The sequence below is a fragment of the bacterium genome (genome assembly GCA_035527515.1).
GTDB lineage: Bacteria > B130-G9 > B130-G9 > B130-G9 > B130-G9 > B130-G9.
Genome location: DATLAJ010000064.1, coordinates 19,854 through 41,349, shown reverse-complemented (window position 1 = coordinate 41,349; position 21,496 = coordinate 19,854). Strand labels below are relative to the sequence as shown.

Annotated in this window: 14 protein-coding genes; 11 read left to right on the top strand and 3 right to left on the bottom strand. The window is 57.2% G+C overall.

Annotation, left to right across the window (positions count from 1 at the left end; translation table 11 throughout):
• Positions 1 to 126: 126 nt before the first annotated feature.
• The 10 genes from VM163_04900 to VM163_04855 all read left to right on the top strand — a co-directional run bounded on the left by VM163_04900 (position 127) and on the right by VM163_04855 (position 12,939).
• Entirely contained in the window at positions 127 to 2,199 is a 2,073-nt protein-coding gene (locus VM163_04900; protein HUT03210.1) for a 2Fe-2S iron-sulfur cluster-binding protein, read from the top strand.
• Positions 2,196 to 3,359 (top strand): FAD-dependent oxidoreductase, encoded by a 1,164-nt coding sequence (locus tag VM163_04895; protein ID HUT03209.1) that lies wholly within the window; start codon positions 2,196 to 2,198, stop codon positions 3,357 to 3,359. Before VM163_04900 ends, VM163_04895 begins: the two co-directional genes overlap by 4 nt.
• Before the next feature lie 183 nt (positions 3,360 to 3,542).
• Complete coding sequence (locus VM163_04890; GenBank protein HUT03208.1) at positions 3,543 to 4,814, top strand: citrate (Si)-synthase; 1,272 nt, start codon at positions 3,543 to 3,545, stop codon at positions 4,812 to 4,814.
• A gap of 91 nt (positions 4,815 to 4,905) precedes the next feature.
• Positions 4,906 to 6,168: a 3-isopropylmalate dehydratase large subunit gene (locus VM163_04885; protein HUT03207.1), complete on the top strand. Its 1,263-nt coding sequence runs from the start codon at positions 4,906 to 4,908 to the stop codon at positions 6,166 to 6,168.
• Positions 6,165 to 6,671 (top strand): 3-isopropylmalate dehydratase small subunit, encoded by a 507-nt coding sequence (locus VM163_04880; protein ID HUT03206.1) that lies wholly within the window; start codon positions 6,165 to 6,167, stop codon positions 6,669 to 6,671. The genes VM163_04885 and VM163_04880 overlap by 4 nt, the downstream gene beginning before the upstream one ends.
• A gap of 21 nt (positions 6,672 to 6,692) precedes the next feature.
• On the top strand, positions 6,693 to 7,943 hold the full coding sequence (gene icd / locus VM163_04875) for an isocitrate dehydrogenase (NADP(+)) (protein ID HUT03205.1): 1,251 nt from the start codon (positions 6,693 to 6,695) through the stop codon (positions 7,941 to 7,943).
• Between the two features lie 84 nt (positions 7,944 to 8,027).
• Positions 8,028 to 9,299, top strand: a complete 1,272-nt coding sequence (larA, locus tag VM163_04870; protein ID HUT03204.1) for a nickel-dependent lactate racemase — start codon at positions 8,028 to 8,030, stop codon at positions 9,297 to 9,299.
• A gap of 260 nt (positions 9,300 to 9,559) precedes the next feature.
• Positions 9,560 to 10,354, top strand: coding sequence for a 3-deoxy-7-phosphoheptulonate synthase (aroF, locus tag VM163_04865; protein ID HUT03203.1), 795 nt, complete (start codon positions 9,560 to 9,562; stop codon positions 10,352 to 10,354).
• Positions 10,355 to 10,360: 6 nt separating this feature from the next.
• Positions 10,361 to 11,098 carry a polyprenol monophosphomannose synthase gene (locus VM163_04860; GenBank protein HUT03202.1) on the top strand — a complete coding sequence of 246 codons (738 nt, stop codon included), beginning with the start codon at positions 10,361 to 10,363 and terminating at the stop codon, positions 11,096 to 11,098.
• A 206-nt stretch (positions 11,099 to 11,304) separates the two neighbouring features.
• Positions 11,305 to 12,939 (top strand): FapA family protein, encoded by a 1,635-nt coding sequence (locus VM163_04855; protein HUT03201.1) that lies wholly within the window; start codon positions 11,305 to 11,307, stop codon positions 12,937 to 12,939.
• Between the two features lie 125 nt (positions 12,940 to 13,064).
• Here VM163_04855 and VM163_04850 read toward each other — a convergent pair whose 3' ends face one another.
• The 3 genes from VM163_04850 to VM163_04840 form a co-directional block, all read right to left on the bottom strand.
• Complete coding sequence (locus VM163_04850) at positions 13,065 to 15,020, bottom strand: PQQ-binding-like beta-propeller repeat protein (protein HUT03200.1); 1,956 nt, start codon at positions 15,018 to 15,020, stop codon at positions 13,065 to 13,067.
• 147 nt (positions 15,021 to 15,167) lie between these two features.
• A complete protein-coding gene (locus VM163_04845) occupies positions 15,168 to 17,993 on the bottom strand; it encodes a S8 family serine peptidase (GenBank protein ID HUT03199.1) in 2,826 nt (941 codons plus the stop codon).
• 183 nt (positions 17,994 to 18,176) lie between these two features.
• Positions 18,177 to 19,580 (bottom strand): hypothetical protein, encoded by a 1,404-nt coding sequence (locus tag VM163_04840; protein HUT03198.1) that lies wholly within the window; start codon positions 19,578 to 19,580, stop codon positions 18,177 to 18,179.
• Between the two features lie 399 nt (positions 19,581 to 19,979).
• On the opposite strand from VM163_04840, the gene VM163_04835 reads away from it, so the two are divergent.
• Positions 19,980 to 21,320 (top strand): (Fe-S)-binding protein, encoded by a 1,341-nt coding sequence (locus VM163_04835; protein ID HUT03197.1) that lies wholly within the window; start codon positions 19,980 to 19,982, stop codon positions 21,318 to 21,320.
• Positions 21,321 to 21,496: the final 176 nt, after the last annotated feature.

Sequence of the window (21,496 nt, the reverse complement as noted above, 5' to 3'; positions counted from 1 at the left end):
AACGCTTAGTCCTAGGAGCCTTACGAGCTTGAAGTTCGTGATGAGGCCGGACTCCTGGGTCAAGAGCGGCATCGAGGTCGAGGACCTCGTGGTGCACCTTGCAGGACTTATCGAGGAGAGCAAGAAGTGAGCGGGTTCAGGATAAGCGCTCATCCGATTCTCGAGGTACCCAGGATCGAGGAGTTCACGTTCACTTTTAACGGGGAGGCTCTCCGCGCAAGGCGTGGCGAGGTGATCTCGTCGGCGCTTTTCGCCAGCGGCATTAGAATCTTCGGGCACCACCCCAAAGACAACGCTCCGATGGGCATTTTCTGCGCCAACGGGCAATGCTCGCAGTGCATGGTGATAGCTGATGGCCTGCCCGTCAAGGCGTGCATGACGCTTGCTCGCGAGGGGATGGTGGTTACGAGTTGCGACGGGATGCCGGAGCTGCCGGCAACGGACAGGCCAGTCGCCTTCGGCGAAGTGGAGACGGTGCAAACTGACGTCTTGATTGTCGGCGGCGGCCCGTCGGGACTCTGCGCCGGCATAGAGCTCGGGCAGCTCGGCATCGAGACGCTCATCGTCGATGACAAGGAGGAGCTTGGCGGCAAACTCAGCCTTCAGACGCACGCTTTTTTCGGGTCGATCGATGACTGTTTCGCTGGCACCAGGGGACACGAGATCGGCCACATTCTCTGCGAGCAGGTCGCGCGGTTGAAAAGTGTCAAGACCTGGACAGGCGCGACGGCAGTCGGCGTTTTTGCGGACAAAAGAGTTGGCGTGCAGCATCGCTCTCGCTACGTTCTAGTCCATCCGAAAATCATTCTTATATCAACCGGCGCAAGAGAGAAAAACCTCGCGTTCCCCGGCTGCGACCTGCCCGGAGTTTACGGCGCTGGCGCATTCCAGACTCTTGTCAACCGTGACCTCGTCCGTCCCACGGACCGCCTATTCGTAGTTGGAGGGGGCAACGTGGGGCTCATCGCTGCGTACCACGCCATTCAGGCTGGCATCGAGGTCGTCGGGCTGGTCGAGGCGCTTACGAAGTGTGGTGGCTACAAGGTTCATCTTGACAAGATTCTGAGGCTCGGCGTGCCCGTCTGGACGTCGCATACTGTTGTCAGGGCGTTTGGCAAGACGGAGGTTGAGGGCATCGAGATAGCTAGGGTTGACGCATCCTTCAAGGTCCTGCCGAACACCTCAAGAAGCTTCAAGGTGGATACCATACTCATTGCCGTCGGACTCTCGCCGCTGGATTCGCTTCTCATCATGGCGAAGGAGGCAGATGTTCCTGTCGTCTCGGCCGGCGATGCGAAGGAGATAGCCGAGGCAAGCGCCGCCATGTTCTCTGGTCGGCTTGCAGGCCGCAAGATAGCAAGGATGCTTGGCAGGCCAACGTTCGTCCCGCGGGTTTGGCAACCGCTGATGGAGACGCTTCGCAGCAAGCCCGGCGAGACGCTAATGACAAAGCCGAAGGCGCAAGACCTCAGTGTGTATCCCGTGATCCGCTGCTACGAGGAGATACCGTGCAACCCCTGCACTCAGGTCTGTCCGATGCATTCTATCAGGCTTGCGGGAGATTCGATCACGACGCTTCCGACATTCGAGGGCCGCTGCACGGGCTGCGGCCGGTGCGTCTCGATCTGTCCGGGCCTCGCGATCACTCTTGTGGTTGAGAATTACGACCCCAACAGGCGACTTGCCCTGGTCATTCTGCCGTCCGAGACTGACAGAAAGGCTCTGTTTCGCCGCCGCACGATAACAACCACAGACATGGAGGGCCGACCTCTCGGCGAGGGGAGGGTCGTCGCTGTCAAGAGGTCGCCCATTCTCAACAAGAGAAACCTTCTCCTGCTCGAAGTCCCTTATGAGCTACGGCTTGATGTTACAGGATACAGGCTCCAAGAGCCTGTCGAGCAGTGGGACGCTGCGGGCGCAGAGTCAAGAGAGGACGTGATCGTATGCAGATGCGAGCGCGTAACCAGACGCGAGATAGTGCGGGAAATAAGACGCGGCGTGCGAGATATGAACCAGTTGAAGGCGGTTCTGCGGACGGGCATGGGCGCGTGTGGCGGGCAAACCTGCACGGAGTTGATAGAGCGCATCTTTAAGGAGGAGGGCGTGCCTCAGGATGAGGTAACGGCGCCTACCGAGCGCCCCTTCGTAACCGAGGTTCCGCTCTCTGTGTTGGCCTCCTCGAAAGGAGAGGACAGATGAGCTCCTACGACGCGATCGTCGTTGGCGGCGGCAGCGTCGGCCTCCCTACGGCGATGTTTCTCGCCACGGAGAAGCTCAAAGTGCTCGTTGTCGATCAACATGCATCATGCGGCCAGGGCCAGAATAAGTCCGCGATTGGCGGCGTTCGGGCAACGCACTCTGACCCCGCCAAGATTAAGCTCTGTCTGGAGAGTATCCGAATCTACTCAAATTGGACCGAGACCTATGGCGGAGACCTGGGATGGAAGATGGGAGGGTATTGCTTCCCCGTCTTCCGCGAGGCCGACGAAACACTTCTGAAATCCATACTGCCCATCCAGAAGAAGTTCGGCCTCACGATTGACTGGGTTGGCCCGGAGGTAATCAAGGAGATCGTGCCCGGCATCAACGAGGAGGGATTGCATGGCGGGACCTACTCTCCTGAGGACGGCCAGGTCTCCCCGCTGATGGCTTCCTACGAGATGCACCGCGTGGCTGAGTCGCTTGATTGCGACTTCAAGCTGAACGAGAGGGTTCAGGCAATAACTACCGATAAACACAAGGTTTCGGGCATCAAGACGGACAAGGCAGTTTACTCCGCGCCGGTCGTCGTAAACGCTGCCGGCGCCTTTGCGAGGCAGCTCGGTCAATCGGTCGGCCTCGACATTCCCGTCGCGCCCGACAGCCACGAGGCCGGCATATCGGCCCCGATACGGCAGTTCCTTCGGCCGCTCGTTGTCGATCTCAGGCCGGGGGCCGACGGCAAGAGCGCCAACTTCTACTTCGGCCAGAATGATTTCGGGGCCGTCATCTTCTGCTACACGCCTTCGTCAGTATTCTCCAGCACAGACAGGAGGTGCACGTCCGAGTTCGGGCCGAGCATCGCGCAGCGCCTGATCGAGCTCATGCCACGGCTCAAGAACTTGCTGGTGCGGCGTCTTTGGCGTGGGCTTTATCCCATGACGCCCGATGGCAGCCCGATAGTCGGTCCTGTGCCCGACGACCTCGAGGGTCTGTTCCTTGCAGTCGGCATGTGCGGCCAGGGCTTCATGCTTGGCCCCGGCATAGGAGCCAATCTCGCAAGCCTCATCGTTCATGGCACGCCACTCATCGAGCAAGATGTCATGGAGCAGCTGTCCTTCGGGCGCGACTTTCATGCGGGCGAGGAGGCGCTGAAGTAGGCATCCCAGGTTCGAGCGCGTTGACGCCTGGGCACGCCTGCTTTTCGTGGAACTTCTCGCTAAGATTGGGGTTGACTATCAAGACGCAAACTAGATATTGTCGGTTTCCTGAAAGATAAGTCCTAAGTACTCAAGTCGTTGAAGAGTAGTTTTCACCCCTAGATGTAAGGAGAGGAAAGAACGATGGCAACTTTGCAGCAGAAGCTGGCGGAGCAAATCCCGAAGTATCGCCAGAAAGTAAAGGCGTTTGCGAAGGAGCACGGGGCCAAGGAGATAGGAAAGGTTACCGTGGCGCAATTCTTGGGCGGCCTAAGAGGCGTCTATGGTCTTTTGTGCGATACGTCGGTCGTGGAGCCTGACAAGGGCTTGATCATACGGGGCCATCCACTGCTAGAGATCAAGGACAAGTGGCCCGAGGAGATATTCTTCTGCCTTCTGACCGGCGAGTTTCCTGACGAGGAGGCCAAAAAGTCTCTTCAGCTGGACCTCGACAAGCGCTCTTATGTTCCCGAATACGTCTGGGATGTGCTCGACTCGATGCCGGAGGACAGCCACCCGATGGCGATGCTTAACACAGCTATTCTGGTTCTGGAGCACGAGAGCGTGTTCCGCAAGATGTATTCGGAGGGTATGACCAAGGACCAGTATTGGATTCCGGCGCTTGAGGATGCTCTTCATATATTGGCTAAAATCCCATCGATCGCGGCCGGAGTGTATCGTCTCCGTTATGGGAAGGGAGACATCATCCCTTGGACGCCGGGGCTCGACCTGGGCGCCAACTATGCGAACATGCTCGGCATCCCCGATCCGACCGGTGAGTTCGCGGAGCTGATGAGATTGTATCTGACGTTCCATTCCGACCATGAGGGTGGGAACGTTTCCGCCTACACGTGCTTCACTGTGGCGTCGGCGCTTTCTGACCCTTACTATGCGGTCTCAGCCGGGCTGAACGGCCTTGCGGGGCCTCTTCATGGCCTGGCCAATCAGGAGTGCCTGAACTGGATACTCGAACTGATGGATGAGTTTGACGGCGTCCCGACCAAGAAGCAGATCGACGAATACACGAGGGACACGCTGGCCGCTGGAAAGGTTGTTCCGGGCTATGGTCATGCCGTGCTGAGGACAACCGACCCTCGCTACAAGGGATTCCTCGAGTTTGGCAAGAAGCATATACCTGAAGACCCCGTCTTCAAGACGGTGGCAACGGTCTTTGAGGTCGTGCCGAAGGTCCTGAAGGAGTTCCCCAAGATCAAGAATCCGTGGCCGAACGTTGACGCAGGCTCCGGCTCACTGCTCTTTCATTATGGACTGCGGGAGTTCGAGTATTACACCGTGCTGTTCAGCGTTTCTAGGGCAATGGGTATGCTTGCGCAGCTCGTTCTGCACCGAGGGATCGGCACGGCCATTAACAGGCCGAAATCTATTGACTTCAATCGGCTTGCCTCGCTGGTCTAAAATCGCTACGACGGGGAGCGCCCCATTAGTGGGGCGCTTCCCAGTTACAGTCTAGCGGTTGCGGACGGCACGAAGATAAGAGGATAGTACCATGGGACAGACGCTTACAGAAAAGATACTTTCTGAGCATGCGGGACGCGCTGTTCGGGCTGGCGAGTTCGTCATCGCCTCAGTCGATGTCTGCCTCGTGCAGGACGGCACTGGCCCTCTCGCGATTCGGCAGCTTAAAGAAATTGAACTGGAAAAGGTGGCCCACCCCAATAAGACTGTGCTCTTCCTCGACCATGCGGCACCAAGTCCCCGCAAGGAGCTCTCAAATGACCATATCTTGATGAGGCGCTTTGGGAAGAAGACTGGGGCTGTGTTGTCCGAAGTTGGGGAAGGAGTGTGCCATCAAGTTATCGTAGAGAGCTATCTTGCGCCGGGCGATGTTCACACCGGGGCCGACTCCCACACCTGCACGGGGGGCGGACTTGGCGCTTTTGCGACCGGGATGGGCTCGACGGATGTGGCGATCGCGATGGCCTTGGGCAAGACATGGTTTAGAGTGCCCGAGACCTTCAAGATACAGGTTAAGGGCCGATTTCCGGAAGGTGTATATCCTAAGGACCTCATTCTCCACTTGATCGGCATGATCGGTGCGGATGGCGCGACCTACAAGGCGCTCGAGTATCAGGGCGAGACCATCGACGAGATGGATATATCGGGCCGGTTTACAATAGCCAACATGGCTGTTGAGGCGGGAGCTAAGGTCGGTCTCTTCCCCTCCGATGACATGACCCAGGGGTATCTTCAGCGGATGGGCCGGGGCGATGCGTTCAGGACGATGTCAGCTGATGCGGACGCGGAGTATGAGAGAGTGATCGAGGTTGACGCCTCGAAGCTAGAGCCGACGGTCTCCTTCCCCCACACTGTTGACAACACGAGGACGATGACCCAGATACGACAGATGGACCCTGTGAACATCGATCAGGTCGTCATCGGCACTTGCACGAACGGGCGCCTCGAGGACCTTCAGACGGCAGCAGCGATCCTAAAGGGCAAGAGTCGCGATAAGGATACTAGGCTCTTGGTTGCCCCGGCATCGAGAAAGATTCTCAAAGCAGCGCTTAACGACGGAACGTTGCAGACGCTCATTGACGCGGGTGCTCTGGTGCTGCCGCCGGGCTGCGGGCCATGTGTCGGCGTTCATCAGGGAGTTCTCGGCGACGATGAGGCATGCCTGTCAACGCAGAATCGCAACTTCCTTGGTCGAATGGGCAATCCAAAGGGCCTGATATACCTGGGCTCGCCGGCCACTGCTGCCGCAACGGCGCTGACAGGACGAATAACTGATCCTCGGGAGGTGATATGATGAACAAAATGAAAGGCAACGCTTGGACGTTCGGGGACGACATCAGCACCGACCACATCGCTCCGGGGCGGCTCTTCCACCTTCGCTCCAACCTGCCGGAACTTGCCAAGCACGTCTTGGAGGATGCAGACCCCGAGTTCGCCAGCAAGATGAGCAAGGGCGATTTCGTAGTTGGCGGCAGGAACTTCGGGCTTGGCTCAAGCCGAGAGCACGCGCCAACCATCATCAAGATGGCGGGCATCAGCGCGGTCCTTGCCAAGTCATTTGCCAGGATATTCTACAGGAATGCTATCAACGTGGGGTTGCCAGTCGTAATATGCAACACCGACAGGATTAAGACCGGTGATGAGCTCGAGGTTGACCTCGACGCCGGAGTTGTTCGGAACCTGACAAAGAAGACCGAGGTCTCGTTTGCGCCTCTGCCGAAAGCCATGCAGAAAATACTCGAGGATGGCGGCCTTCTGTATCACATCGCCAAGTACGGCGATTTCAACCTTGACTAGCTTTTACGAGGGAGAAAAAGGATGACCGTGCAGTTTGACAAGATCGTTCCACCAACGGATGGCGAGAGAGTACTGGTTGAAGATGACCGAATCATAGTGCCAGACAAACCCATAATCCCCCTTATAGAGGGAGACGGGATCGGGCCAGACATCACCAGCGCCACTAGGCGAGTTCTTGATGCCGCGGTTGAGAAAGCCTATGGCGGCAAACGCAAGATCGTCTGGTTTGACGTCTATGCTGGTGACAGAGCTTTCGAGAAATACGGCGAGCCACTGCCCGAGGACACGATCAACGCTATCCAGTATTACCACGTGGCGCTAAAGGGGCCTCTCACGACCCCGATCGGCGGCGGCTATAGGAGCCTCAACGTGGCGATGCGTCAGCGGATGGAGCTTTACAGCTGCGTTCGTCCCGTATGGTATTTCGAGGGCGTCCCAAGCCCTGTAAAGCACCCCGAGCGGATGAATATAGTCATCTACCGTGAGAATACGGAGGACGTCTATGCCGGCATCGAGTGGCAAAAAGGCTCCGATGAGGTCAAGAAAGTCATTAACTTCCTCAACACCGAGCTCGGGACCAACATCAGGCTCGACTCAGGGATAGGTATCAAACCAATCAGTGAGTTCGCGAGCAAGCGCCTCGTTCGTGCGGCGATCAAATACGCCATCAAGCGAGACAGAAAGAGTGTGACCCTGGTCCACAAAGGCAACATAATGAAGTTCACCGAGGGCGCCTTCAAGGACTGGGGCTACGAGGTCGCAAGGGATGAGTTCGGGGACATTACTATCTCTGAGCAGGAGCTCTGGGACAAGTTCGACGGCAAGTTGCCAGAAGGCAAGATACTCATCAACGACAGGATCGCAGACAGCATGTTCCAGCAGATTCTCACACGCACCGATGAGTATGAAGTTGTCGCGCTGCCCAACCTCAACGGAGACTATCTCTCCGACGCTTGTGCCGCCCAGGTTGGCGGGCTGGGCATGGCGCCCGGAGCAAACATCGGCGATACGGTGGCGCTCTTTGAGGCAACGCACGGGACTGCCCCCAAGTACTCCAACATGGACAAGGTCAATCCCACGTCGCTGATACTCTCAGGCGTGATGATGCTTGAGTACCTCGAGTGGCCTGAACCGGCAGAGATAATATGCAGCGCGATTGAGAAAACCATCCAGCAGAAGCGCGTGACTTACGATCTTCATAGGCTGATGGATGGAGCGACCAAACTGAAAACGTCGGAGTATGCCTCGGCTCTGATAGAGAACATGGTGTAGCGATTTTGCTGCTCTCTTGGGGGATGCCGCGAGGCGTCCCCCATTTTGCTTTCTTGTCGTTCTGCATGGTATATTAGGATTGTGATGGCCGACGATGAGCTGATCGCAATTGATGTTCCCTATGGGCCAGACACCACCGTCGTTCGGGTGCCCAAACGCAACCTCATGGGCATGATCAGGCCCAAGCCGGCACCCATCAAGGATGAACTGGCAACGCTGCATGCGGCGCTCTCCCACCCCATAGCCTCGGAGCCGTTTGCGCAGTTCGTCTCCCATCGCGGCGAGGAAACACTTGTCGTTGTGAACGATGCCGCGAGGCCAACGCCGACCGCGCAGGTACTGCCGGCTCTGCTCGAGACCGCCAAAGGCGCCGACCTCTACTTCGCAGTGGCCACAGGTGCTCACGGCTCACCGACGTGGAAGGAAATGGTTAGCATCCTCGGCGACCTTCACGAGAAGCTCGCGCCGCGGACATTCATCCACGATTGCCATAACAAGGCCGATATGGTCAACCTGGGCAGGACCAGCCGAGGCACAAACGTCTCTCTTAATAGACTTCTGCTCGACGCTGACCGGACCGTCATACTAGGCTCGGTCGAGCCGCACTATTTCGCTGGCTACACTGGCGGGCGGAAGTCGCTTTTGCCAGGGCTTTCTGCCTTCGAGACAATAGAGCAGAACCACAGCCTTGCCCTCTTGCCAGGCGTCATGCCTTTGGCCCTCAAAAAAAACCCAGTCCACGAAGATATGGTCGAGGGCGTTGCACTGCTCAAGAACAAGCCAATATTCGCCATCAACCTCGTCCTAGACCGCGATCAGAAGATTTATGCGGCAACCGCGGGCGAACTTGGCGCCTCGTTTATGGCTGCGACGAAAAGAGCTGATGAGATATACGTCATGCCGATACGCAAGCGAGCAGATGTTGTCGTCTCGGTGGCAAGAAGCCCTCTGGACCGCGACCTATACCAGCTGCAAAAAACTCTCGAGCACGGCCTGCTAGCGGTGAAAGACGGGGGCGTGCTGGTCCTCGTCTCGCAGTGTTCAAATGGCGTGGGCGAGCGCTCATATATCGAACTGATTAGACAACTTGGAGACCCTAAACAGGTCATAAAGCGTGTTCGACAGGACCCTGTGTTTGGGTGCCACAAGGCAGGGCGCCTCGCTCAGGCCGCGCTTCGCGTGAAGCTCTTTGCCGTTACAGACCTCGATCCGAACATTATTAGAGATGTATTTGCTGAGCCTTACTCCTTCATGCAGCAGGCAATTGACAGCGCACTGCGTCTGGCCGGCCCCGATGCTGATATGCTCTTTTTGATGAATGGCAGCGTAACCGTGCCAACGCTTCTCGACACTTGAAACCAGCCTTGCTTAGGCATTGTCGTTCTATTGGGAATCCCGCGGGGGGTGCTATGAACAAGCATTCATTTTGATCCCATGCTATCCGTCACCAACACCATCTGATTTTCCAGGGGGGCTTCCACCCAGGCATAGGTCGCCGGTAACAATACTGAATAGCCAAACTCGTTGACACGGGTTGGGCACGCCCTACAATACGCTTGATCTCGTTCGGCCTCAGCAGTGAGGTATTGCTTCGCATTCGGGCAAAAGGAAAAGGCTTGGACAAAACAGCAGGTTTTGAAGTCTCCGGGGTAAGGATCGGCGGCAAGGAGCCGATCATAATCGCTGGGCCGTGCACGGTTGAGTCGGAGGAACAGACGCTGACCGTTGCCAGGGCGGTGAAAGCGGCAGGCATCAAGGTCCTTCGCGGTGGTGCCTTCAAACCCCGGACCTCGCCCTACAGCTTCCAGGGGCTCGGCGAGGAGGGGCTGAAGATACTCAAGACGGCGAGGGATGAGACCGGCCTTCTCATACAGACTGAGGTGATGGACGCCAGGCAGATCGATCTGGTATGCAGATACGCCGATATCCTTCAGATAGGGACACGCAACATGATGAACTACTCGCTCCTGAAAGCGGTTGGCGAGGTCCGCTTCCCAGTGATGCTAAAGCGTGGCTTCATGGCCAAGGTGGAGGAACTGCTCTTGGCGGCCGAATACATCATCAAGGGGGGCAACGAGCGAGTGTTCTTGTGCGAGCGCGGGATAAGGAGCTTCGACGATTCGACAAGGTTTACGCTCGACCTCGCAGCTGTCCCACTCATAAAAAAACTGAGTGCGCTGCCGATAGTTGTTGACCCCAGCCACGCAACGGGCCGAGCCGACCTGATCATCCCAATGTCGCTGGCAGCGCTCGCCGCTGGGGCAGACGGCGTTATGGTTGAGGTCCACCCCTGGCCCAAGAAGGCCTTATGCGATGGGCTGCAATCGCTGTCGCTCGACATGTTCGGGGAGTTCGTCAAGAAAGTGAGCGCGATGATCCAATTCCTCGCCTCGCACAATCAGGAGCAGTAGCTGTCCGTGCCGGAACCTACCTCTGCCAGACCACTTAAGGTGCTGGCGATGATCCCCACGTTCAACGAGCGTCAGAACATCACGCCGCTTATCAAGGAGATTCTGCTCCTTTCGGATGATTTTGGCGTGCTGGTTGTGGACGACGACTCTCCCGACGGGACAGCCGAGGCCGTCCAAGGGCTTGCAGAAAAGCAGCCGGAGAGTGTCTTCCTCATGCTTAGGAAGGAAAACCGTGGTAGGGGCCTCGCCGGCATTGCTGGCCTTATCGAGGCCGCGAGGCGCGGGCCAGAGTTTGTTGTTGAGATGGACGCTGACTTCTCACACCGCCCGTTCTACATTCCCAGGTTTCTCGAGGCGATAGGGGACGCTGACATCGTGATCGGTTCACGAGGCGTGAGGGGCGGAGAGCAGGTTGGCAGGAGTTTGGGCCGTAAGATCATCACGAGGCTTGCCAACGGTTACATCATGGCTGTGCTGGGGATTTACGGGCATGATCTGACGTCAGGGTTCAGGCTCTTCAGGACCTCGGCATTGCAGAAACTGCCACTTCAGAGCATGATCTCAAAGGGCCCGGAGGTTGTGCAGGAAATCCTGTGCCTTGCGCAGCAGCATGGGCTGAAAATGGTCGAATACCCGATCGTTTTCTATGACCGTTCAATGGGGTCATCCACATTCAGTTTGAAAACTGCGCTTCGGAGCCTGCTTATGATGTGGCGTTTCAGGCTCAGATATAGGGCTAAATGATGTTTCTGTGGTGGATTTGCTGTGCCCTCTCGTCTATTGTGCTCTGTCAGATTGGCTGGTATGTTCTTGTCCTTACAACATTCAGACGTTGTCGCCGATCTAAGCTTTGACGGCTGCAAATCGATGATATGAATCAGAGCCGTGTGCAATTGCTTTGCTTTGCGCGACATTCTCTGGGACCTACTTTATGATTATGGTGAAGCAATTTGACTGAGAAGAAGACGCACGAAGTATTTTCTCTCCCGATCACAGAATCCGGCGGGCGCTTGACGATGACGGTTGCCCCGGAGGTAAGGTCCCGGTACAACTTTGAGGACATCAAGTCCAATATGCTCAAGGCTGGCGTGGGCAACATGGACCTTCAGCGGATCATGGAGGTCATTCAGAGGGCGTCGAGCGAGCCAGAGGACATCGGGCCAGTTTTCACCTACTTCGACAAGCGGAAGGAGAGCGTCATTGAAGTAACGGTTTCCAGCAACGGGGCGGAGGCTCAAATTGAGGTAACTGACTGGGACCAATCGGAAATAACACCTGATGACCTTCGGTTTTGTCTGTACAAGGCAGGCGTTGTTGCGGACATCGACGAGGAGAAGCTACATCATATAGTGCGGAGGCGGCCGGTAGAGACTGCTACCGTGGTCGCGAAAGCTGTCAAGCCGATAGACGGAGAGAATGCGAAGGCCGAGCAAGTGGTGAATGTAATGCACAAGCCGCAGCCCAAGATACTCCCTGACGGCTCAGTCGATCTTAAATCTTATGACATGTTAGTGCCGGTCGAGCAGGACAATATCCTCGTCAGGAAGATACCGGCTACTAAGGGGACGGCGGGTTCCACCGTTGATGGTCGGGTGATATTGCCGATTCCAGGCAAAGACATAAGCCTCTCGAAAGGCAAAGGAACTTATGTCTCCAAGGATGGCCTGGAGCTTCGGGCGGCGACAGACGGCAGCGTGATGATGGACAACCGAGGGCGGCTTTATGTCGAGAAAACTTATGTCGTGCGCGGCAATCTGGGCTACTCCACAGGCAATGTAAACAGTGCGGGCGACGTCAAAGTGAAGGGCGACGTGTTGGCTGGGTTTTCAGTTGAGGCGGACGGCGACATCATTGTCCACGGGATAGTGGAGGGCTCGAGGGTTGTCTCAAGGCATGGCAGTGTCATGGTGAAGGGAGGAATCCATGGTCACCAGAAAGAGGCGCATATTGAGGCTAAAGAGACCGTGGCTGCGAGGTTTATTCAGCAGGCCATAGTTACAGCGGGGGACACGGTCATGGTCTCAGGACACGTGCTGGACAGCGTCGTCAGAGCTGGCAACAAAGTTGATGTTGGTTCCAAAAATGGACACATCCTAAACAGCCTAGTTCAGGCGGGCAAAGAGATCATCATCAGGAATATGGGCAGCAAGAGGTCCAACAAAACAAGCGCCTATATCGGAGACCCGAAGATGAGCCTTAAAGACATCACTCAGCAGATCAAGGAGCTCGACAAGACCATCGCCGAGAAGGCGAGCGAGATCGACGAATACGAGCGCAACATCCAGATGCTCATCGGCTCGTCCACGTATCGTCGGGAGAATGAACTCAAGGTCAAGAACTACGTTACGATCATGGTCGATCTGTATGAACAGCAGCGCGCTGCTGAGGCCAAACGTGCTGCGTTGAAAAAGAATCTCCGCGAGCTTCTCCGGGGCCGAATAACCATCATCGACACAATATATGCCGGATGCGTAGTCTCAATCGCCAACATTTCCAGCACTCTCACCGAATCGGTGAAGGGCGTCATTTTCTGCATAGAAGACGGGGAGCTTGTCACTAAAGCCTTGCAGGAGACGGAGGATTAGCAGACCCATGAGCTTCCGCTCGTAGGGCAGTGGATAGCAGTCTGGCCCGGGCCGGTTTGATCGAACATGGCTTGACCTGCTCGCCTTGAGGCACTCCCCGGATGACCGGCCCCATTGAAGAGCATTCACAGCTCGAGAAAATCGAACCTGTCCGGCTCGCTTGGCTCGAGGTCGGAAACCGCAAACAGCCAGATTGAAAGGCCGTCAAACGCGCTCACAAACTCCCCCGATGCATCGACCGACAGCGACCGATGTGTTCCCGAAAGGTCAGCCTTCCATAGGAGCTCGCCGCCGAGCCTCAGGCAGATCAGCGCCTTCTGCTGTCGGAACACCTCGATAAACTCCCTCTTTTGATTTCTGGCCACGACGGAGCTCTTGCTGGCAAGTGTCTTCCTCCACGCTATCTCTCCGTCGTTTCCTATCATAAACGCTGACTGCGAGGTCGTTGTACAGAAAAGACCATCCTCAAAAGGCCGCAACCTGGCCACCGGCTCGCCGATATTGGCAGCCCACAACCTCTGACCAGCGAGATCAAACGCCGTGACAGCGCCACGAGAATCACCAACATAAACGGACTGATCGTCGGTCCCAAGGCGCGCGCCCGGACTGAACTCAACGCAGAAGACAGCCCTTCCCTTGAAATCAACGACCACCGCCCGACGCGCCTCAACCACGACCATGTCCTCGCCGGATGGGGAGATGAGGAAGTAGCGAGCGTCCGAGGATTTCGTCCAGGTCCTGATCAGCTCGCCATGACTGTCAAAAACGTAGATGTTTCCGGCGACATCCATCGTTGCGAAGTGGTTTCCGAGCGCGTTGATCGCCAGCATCGCTGTCCCGATACGCCTATGCCACTTAAGCTGATCGTGGGCGAAGGCGTAGAGCTGGTCTTCAGTGGTCGCAGCAAAGCAGTATGACCGCGAGGCAAGCTGGAGGGAGAAAATCGTTGTGCCGAGGGACGCTACCTGGCTTCTCTGTCCTTTCCAGTCGATAGAGAGAATCTGGCCCTCGGACGTAGCACAGAGGGTGTGCTTGCCGCCAGGGAGCACCCTGACCTGTGCACCTCGGCGGCTGGTTGCTTGCCGGAAGAGCTTAAAAACGTAAAGCGGCCGCTTCTCGGAAGTTTCGGCCCCGTTATGGGAATGCTCAAGGAACCAGAAGCGCGAGCTGTCGCCAGAGATAAGCTCGTAGCAGCGAACAGACCCCAAACTATCTGCGATCGCGATCAGGCGGCTGCCAGCGTCGATTGCCCAGCTGCTGGGCCGGCATGACAGCTCGAATCTGACCTGCGTGCCACCATCTCGGCCAAGCAGGTATAGCTCGCCGTCGATTGTGCCCAAGGCTACTACCTTGCACTCATCAACACATGCGGCAAATCTCACCGGGCGCCTTGGCTTGAAGGCACGAACGTCCTGGCCCCGGCTGTCGAACAGGTAAGCTCCCATTCCGTAAGCCGGCAGTATTATCCACTGGCCGCACGAGCTGAATCGCCCCACGCCGCATAAGGTCCCTAACCTTCGCAGCCACAGCGCCTCGAGCCCGTCATCAACCACACCAATGAACGCGTTGAAATTGCCGACCAAGACGGAACTTTCGTCCGCCGAAACCTGTATGAACTCAATGGGAGCGCCAATCTCCAGCGAGCTGACTTGCCTCCCATCTCGGTTGAAAACGCAGACGGCCTGGGAGGGCCCGCCAACGATGACGGCGCCGTCGGAAATGCGGATGTCGGATGCTGAGATGACATTAGAATGCCCTATCTCCCATAGTGTCTCTCCCGCTGAGTCCAGAAGAAAAGAGGTGTTGTTGAACAGCGATACGAAGAGATATGCGCCATCCCGGGAGAGCCTGAAGGTGCGGATTCTATCCTCAAACCGCTTGGTGAAGACAAGCTTGCCCTCAGGAGCAATGCAGCAAAGCGTCCGATCGCCATCAGCAGCTGCAACATGCCCAGTAACCGCGACGCTCAAAGCGTTCAGGAGGATGGCAGACGAATAGACCCATCTCTCTTGAAGTGTCAGCGAAGGGACACCATCACACGTGGGCATTTCCGAGGCAAGACCCTCTTCTCTGCCCCTCACACGTCTCAACGGTCTCTCCCAGAAAGCAGCGATTCGATAATCACCTGGGCTCCTGATGGATCATCGAAACCGTCATCTATCAAGAATAGATCAAACCCGATCACCGCGAGCTGCGGATCGACCTCGGCCAAACAGAATCAAGCCCGGTCAGTGAATCGTCAGATATGGCCAAGTATCGCTTCTCTGACCGTGCCTGTCGGACGCGACAAGCTCGAGTAGGAGACGACCCGCAGCAAGGCCGCCTACGCCCGAGTAGAACGTGTAAGTCCCGTCATCGGCCACGTCATCGCCCTGCTGCCCATTGTCCCACAGATAAACTCCAAGCGGCGTCTGCCCCTCCAGGAATAGCTCAACCCGGTCGATGTCTGACCACGATGACCCGCTCGAGTCCCTGACCACGGCGGTTATCCTGACAATCCCTCCCTGCGTCGTAACCGACGTGCCGCTAAGGCTTGCCATTTGTATCGTTGGCCGGTTATCTGCCGCGAACAAGCAAGGGCGCAAGTGCTTAGCGCCCCCGGCCAGGCACATCCGGGAGGACCTGGCTCCGTTCACAATCAGATACGGCCACATGCCGCTCTGCTGCCCTGAAGAATCGGTCGCCACTACCCCCACTAGATACTGGCCTGAGGCGAACATCTCCGGATAGATATAGATCGAATAACTGAATACGCCGTTACCCGCCGTCAGGTCCCCGTCAAGCCCGTCGTCGTGCATCAGAATGCCGGTCGGCGCACCCTCGAAGTAGAGCTCCACGCTCGCAATATCGTCTTTGCCATCCGGAGTCGCGACCTCGGCAGTTATCGTCAAGTTGCCACCATCCACCTGCGAGATGTAGCTGTTGTTGAACGAGACGGCCTCGATGGCCGGCGGCAGGTCGGCCGACGCTCCGGTCAAGGCGGCATGGACGTCAATAAGCCCCGCCCCTGTCTTGATGTCATCGCCAACCTGTTTTGCGCTTTGCCTCAACCGCTGGACGATCTCGGAGGCGGTCTCATCCGGGAAATGCGACCGCAACAGGGCGCAGGCACCGGCCGCGAAGCCCGCAGCGCAGGCGGTTCCGTGGAAGTAGTCATAGCCGAGAGCATAACCGTCCGTCGATAGGCTACACTGGTAAGTTGGAAGCGTCGTGAGAATGCCATCCCCGTCCCCGGGGCCGCCTGCACCGCCCGGGGCCACAACGTCAACCTTTCTCCCCTCCTCGTTGTCCCCTATGCTCGAGTAGGATGCAAGCTGTCCGCTCCTGTCAGTCGCTCCGACAGCCAAGACGCCGTTGAAACTCGCGGGGTAGCCGGACACGCCGCCAGAATCGCCCGTCCCCGAGACCACTACGACGTCGTGGACGGCCGCATAGTTGACGGCGTCCTCAAGCTGTGCGGATTTGGCATCAAAGCCGACTGGAATCAAAACGACTTTAGCGCCCATGTCCACCGCATATCGAACCGCCTCCCACATCGCTTGTCTGGACCCATCGAACTTGAGGGGCATGACCGAGGCGCCCCAAGAAAGGCCCGCGACGTTGAGTGGGCTGCCGTTTTGGTCCGTGAATAGAGACGGACTGTTGTTGGCGCTGCCGGCCACTATGCCCGCCACAGCCGTGCCCACGCCATCCTCGTCAAACACGCCACTGCCTCCCTTGCCGTCCTTCGTGAACGACCAGCCAAACACGTCATCTACGTAGCCATTATCGTCGTTATCAATCGCGTCGGCGTCGGTCTCGCCGGAATTGGTCCAAAGGTTATCCCTAAGGTCCGGGTGATTCAGGTCAATCCCCGTGCTCACTATTGCGACGATGACTGACGAGCTGTCGCCGCGTTCGACTCGCCACCCAGCGGGAGCGTTGACATCCGCCGCGCGCATCGGGTCGAAAAGTGCCCATTGCTCATCAAAGCTGCTGTCACAGGGCATGACCATCCCGTCTTCCGGGACCAGATCGCACTCAAAGATGTTCATAGTCCCGGCCGAAACAGCGAAGGTATCGAACGTGTAGCCGACGAACCCCGGCTTGCTCACTGCAAGACCAACGTGCTCGCCAACCGAAACCGTCCTGAAACGGACACGCCCCAGATGGTCGCTCTCCAGCGAGGTCTTCACGCCCGATGCGTCAGTTATGGTTACGGCCGCATTTGGCAGCGGGCAGCCCTCGGCGTTCTCGGAACCATTGCTAATCTGAACCGCGACTGTTCCGCTCTCGCCCGCCCGGCCAACATCGATGCGGAGCAACATCTTTGATCCGTAATCCACTGCCCACAGGTAAAGGCCGTCGAACGCCAGCTCATACAGCTCGGAGTTGGGCGCCACGAAGCCAGGGTCGATCGCCCCGTCGCTCTTGCGAATGAAAACTATGCTATCGCTCTGACCACACGTTGCCGAAACGAACAGGTCCTTGCCGGCCGCAGCCACCCCGAAGCCCTGAACCAGCTCAGTCAGGCCCACTTGTGACGGCAAATCCGCCCTTGAGTGCTCTGTCCCATCAAGACCATACCAAATGAGCGTCCCGCCGCCCGAGCTAGATTTGAGGCAGACAAGATTCTCACCATCATAGGTCAGGCCGATCATCCGGCCATCGACATGAAATGACGAGACAAGGCTCCCATCGGCTGGGTCTATGCACAAGAGCCTCGGCACTGACCCCGAATCAATGATCCACACATCGCCGGCGACCCATGCACAGCCCCGGGGCTGCACCTCATTTATAGTATTTTCCACATAGTCGATCATGAACGAGTCGCGGGTTGTGCCACCGATCGTGTCAAGGACATAGAGCATGGGCGAGACGATGTCGCCAATTACAACCACGCCAGAAGAGTAAAGAAGGCCGGACTCGTCCACGGCAAGGCCGCGAGGATTCAGCTCCTCTGGCGCCGAGAACTGGTATCCGACGTCCCCCAAGGCCGCCAGAGCCTGATTGCCGGCAAAGAACATGAAGGTCGAAACAGCGACTATCATCAGTATCACAAGATGTCTTCGCATAGGTTTGTTCTCCCTATGATTAGCGGGTTTCGATACTACAAAATAAAGCGTCCAGCCGGCTCTATTGGGCCACCGGGATGCCTCCTCTCATCGCTCTGAGGGCAAACTCTCGCCCAACACTCAGGCGTGCCAGGCGGCCCCCCGAGCTCTGCAAAATGGCGCAAATTAAAAAAGCCAATCCACCTAAATACGGGCCGATGATAGCAACATCCGAGCAACCTTTGCAAGCGCAGACGGGCCAAAGCGCCTCGTCGCCCCGATAAGAGATGAAGGCCGTAGCCAGAAGCGCCTCGCCGCTCTGGCCGCAAGGGCTGAAACACCATCTGAATACGATCGGTCTGCTGATTTTCTGGCGCTGATTTGGCTTTCAGCAAGCCGTTTCCTCTTCAGCATGTCATCAAGCCTCGACCCCGACGTGCAGTTCGCATCCAGGACCTCCACCACGCTTGCGCCGCCTTTGGTCACGAGCCTCATCGCGCCCGCAAGGTCCTCCTCTTCAGATTCTAGAAGCCCCGCCACGAAGCATACACAGGTCAGAATGCCAGCCCCTCGGAGCGTTCTTAACGTCCCTATGCAGGTCTCCCTATCGAGCTTAGGCCCGAAGGCAAGCTCGGACGCTGCCCTCTCAAACGCGACGGGCAGAACGATCGTTGCCATATCGCACCCGGCCTTTTGCAGCCTCTTCGCAAGCTGCGCCGAGATGCCGCACTCGCAAGTCCGAAAGCTGAAGCGTGCGGTCTTGAGGCCTGCACGAGACATCTCGTCCACGAGCTCCTCCCACCACAGGTCAGGTGGGGCGAGGTTGTCGCCGACTAGCTCGAAGCTATGCTGACCCATATCTAGAAGGCCGCGGCGCATCTCTCTTACCACCAAAGATGGCCTCTTCATCTGTGCAACGCCGCCCGAAAGCCGCGGAACGAGACAGTGCAGACAGCTGTGCTTGCAGCCCACCGAAACCAAGACCGGAAGCCTGGCCTCTTCGCCCAACGGCGCCTTGTATAGCGGCAGCTTCAACATCTCCCAGGGCGACATAAGCATCCTGTTTATCTTGAGCATCTCTCTCCCCGAGAACGAGCTGATACGAACCGATGCGCCAAGCCGCCCGGACTGGGCCAACCTCAACAGCGCATCCCGATTTTTCAAGCGACCGGGGCCGGCAAAGCCGAATGGGTCGCTAATTATCGCATCCAGGTCGGGACACTCCCAATGGATTCGGGCCTCCTCAAAGAGGAGGTCACGCCCACAGAGCACAACGGCAGAATCCGGCACAAGCGCCTTCGCCTCTCGAACTGCTGTCAGCTCCCTGTCAAGAGTGATAAGCGATGCGCCGAACACGATCAGACTCGGGCGATGTCTCACTATGTCCGAGCGCAACGCCCCCCACTCGAGCCCCTCCGCCTCGTAATCAACCACCTTGCACCTGAAGCCAGCAAGCGAGAGCTTAGCCGCCACAAGCAAAAGCTCCAGCGGAGGCGCAGCAGCGGGTGATATAAGCCGGCATCGCGCCCTCGGCCACCATGAGCGCAGAGCTCCATCGTCAGGAAGCCGCGCCAGAAGCGCCGTCTCAATACCTCGTGTATTGGCCACTTCCAAAAAACCTCGAGTGCAATGGGCTCACATACCTCAGCTAGTATTCACGAGAACCTATCATGCAATCGGCAAAGCCAAATGGGAAGAGCGCGATTTGCGATAGAGGGTCAGCGCGATTTGCACAGATTATTGGCTTGAGCGCGTCTGGCTTCGTGCCGCATTGGTCTGTTTTGTTGTTTCTCCCTCGCCCACGCCACACCCATGAACAGGTCTTCTCTACTCAACTTATGACCGTCAGCCGGTATCCTTCAGGCGTCGATAGATGTTACAGTTATGCGATTGGCGGTCTGAAATCGAGGAGCTAGCCTCGTTTTCGTGGCCGATGATTGCTAGGATGAAGAGCCTACAGGCATGTGGGATGCGGTTTTGAAGCAGTGCACGAGACCGGATATACAAATGAGTCGGGATTTACTAGCAGTTGTCGAGAAAGGTGAGACGTCGAAAGTCTTGAGATTGACAGACGACGCGAAGAAGGTGTGCCTAAGATGCGGCTCGTGCCTTGCCGTATGCCCCGTCTATAAGAAGAAACTCGTCGAGATGGTTGCGCCGAGAGGCAAGATGGCTCTGGCTGAGGCGCTCGCGAGCGGCGAGATCGACGCCGAGCACGACGTCGCGTCTTATCTCTCGCAGTGTCTTGTTTGCACGGCTTGTATGGACGAATGCCCTAACGACCTTGATTTCGACGCGAGGATGATCGCCGGGCGGTCAGCGCTCAGAAGAAAGAAAGCCAGCAATCTCCCCTTCTTCATGGCCTTTCGGACAGTCCTCCAGACAAGATCGCTAATGAACCTCGGCGCATTCTTGGCGCGAGTGCTTCGTCGCCTGTTCTTCTTCAAAGTCCCCAGCGAATCCGGGATGCACCTCAGGTTCCCAATCATGGTCCCAAGAGACCGTCTCCTTCCAAAGATAGCGCCGCGTCCGTTCCTCAGCTCTGCCGCAGCCAGGAGCCGATCTACTCCGGAAGATGCCCCGCAAACCCGGTCAGTTGCTTACTTCGTCGGATGCATGGCCAACTACTCCTGCCCCGAGGTCCCCCTCCAGCTGCTCCGACTGGCCTCAAAGGATGTCTCGCTCTTCGTCCCCCTCAAACAGAAGTGCTGCGGCATGCCAGCAATCATATCGGGCGACCTCGTCTCTGCAAGGAGGCTTGCCAAGCACAACATAAAGGTGTTGCTTCAGACAGGCGCAGAAGTGATAGTTACCACCTGCGGCTCCTGTGGATCGGCGATCAAGCATTACTACCCAATCCTGTTTAGAGATGATCCCCGGATGCTCGCCTCGGCACAGACCGTCGCCGGCCGCATAATCGACGTCTCGGAGCTGCTCGTTGACGTGCTCGGCCGGACGAAGTTCTCGGTCAACAAAGACCTGCTTGAACGACTGGGACTCGACCCCGCCAAACCTGTCAAAGTTACCTACCACGAGGCATGCCACCTCGGCAGGCGAATGAACATCGTCGCACAGCCAAAAACGATCCTAAACAACACCGCCGGCGTCCAGTTCGTCCCGATGCAGGACGCGAACGTGTGCTGCGGCTGTGGAGGGCTGTTCAGCGTTCATCACTATGACATCTCAAGCGAGATTGCCACGGACAAGGCCAAGAACATCCTTGCGACTGGCGCCGACATTGTAGCAACCGGCTGCCCCGCCTGTGTTATGCAGATAGCGGACGGACTCGCCCATATCGGCCGCAATATCCCTGTCGTCCACACGATCGAGCTTATTTCAACGAAGTGATCCCAATGGCTCGCGGCCATGAGCCAGGCCCTTCAAGCCTGACCTTAGACGATTCGCGACATCACGCTGGTCTGCTGATATGCGATTTGCTTACGTTTTGTCCCAAATGGCACAATCGGCCTAGAATCGCTGTCCTAAATGGGACAAATAAAGAAACAGGATCGATTGGCGCAATA

Excerpts from the sequence above, each read along its gene's own strand:
- VM163_04895 (HUT03209.1), top strand. The coding sequence starts at position 2,196 with ATGAGCTCCTACGACGCGATCGTCGTTGGCGGCGGCAGCGTCGGCCTC.
- VM163_04890 (HUT03208.1), top strand. The coding sequence starts at position 3,543 with ATGGCAACTTTGCAGCAGAAGCTGGCGGAGCAAATCCCGAAGTATCGC.
- VM163_04885 (HUT03207.1), top strand. The coding sequence starts at position 4,906 with ATGGGACAGACGCTTACAGAAAAGATACTTTCTGAGCATGCGGGACGC.
- VM163_04880 (HUT03206.1), top strand. The coding sequence starts at position 6,165 with ATGATGAACAAAATGAAAGGCAACGCTTGGACGTTCGGGGACGACATC.
- icd (HUT03205.1), top strand. The coding sequence starts at position 6,693 with ATGACCGTGCAGTTTGACAAGATCGTTCCACCAACGGATGGCGAGAGA.
- larA (HUT03204.1), top strand. The coding sequence starts at position 8,028 with ATGGCCGACGATGAGCTGATCGCAATTGATGTTCCCTATGGGCCAGAC.
- VM163_04845 (HUT03199.1), bottom strand. The coding sequence starts at position 17,993 with ATGCGAAGACATCTTGTGATACTGATGATAGTCGCTGTTTCGACCTTC.
- VM163_04835 (HUT03197.1), top strand. The coding sequence starts at position 19,980 with ATGAGTCGGGATTTACTAGCAGTTGTCGAGAAAGGTGAGACGTCGAAA.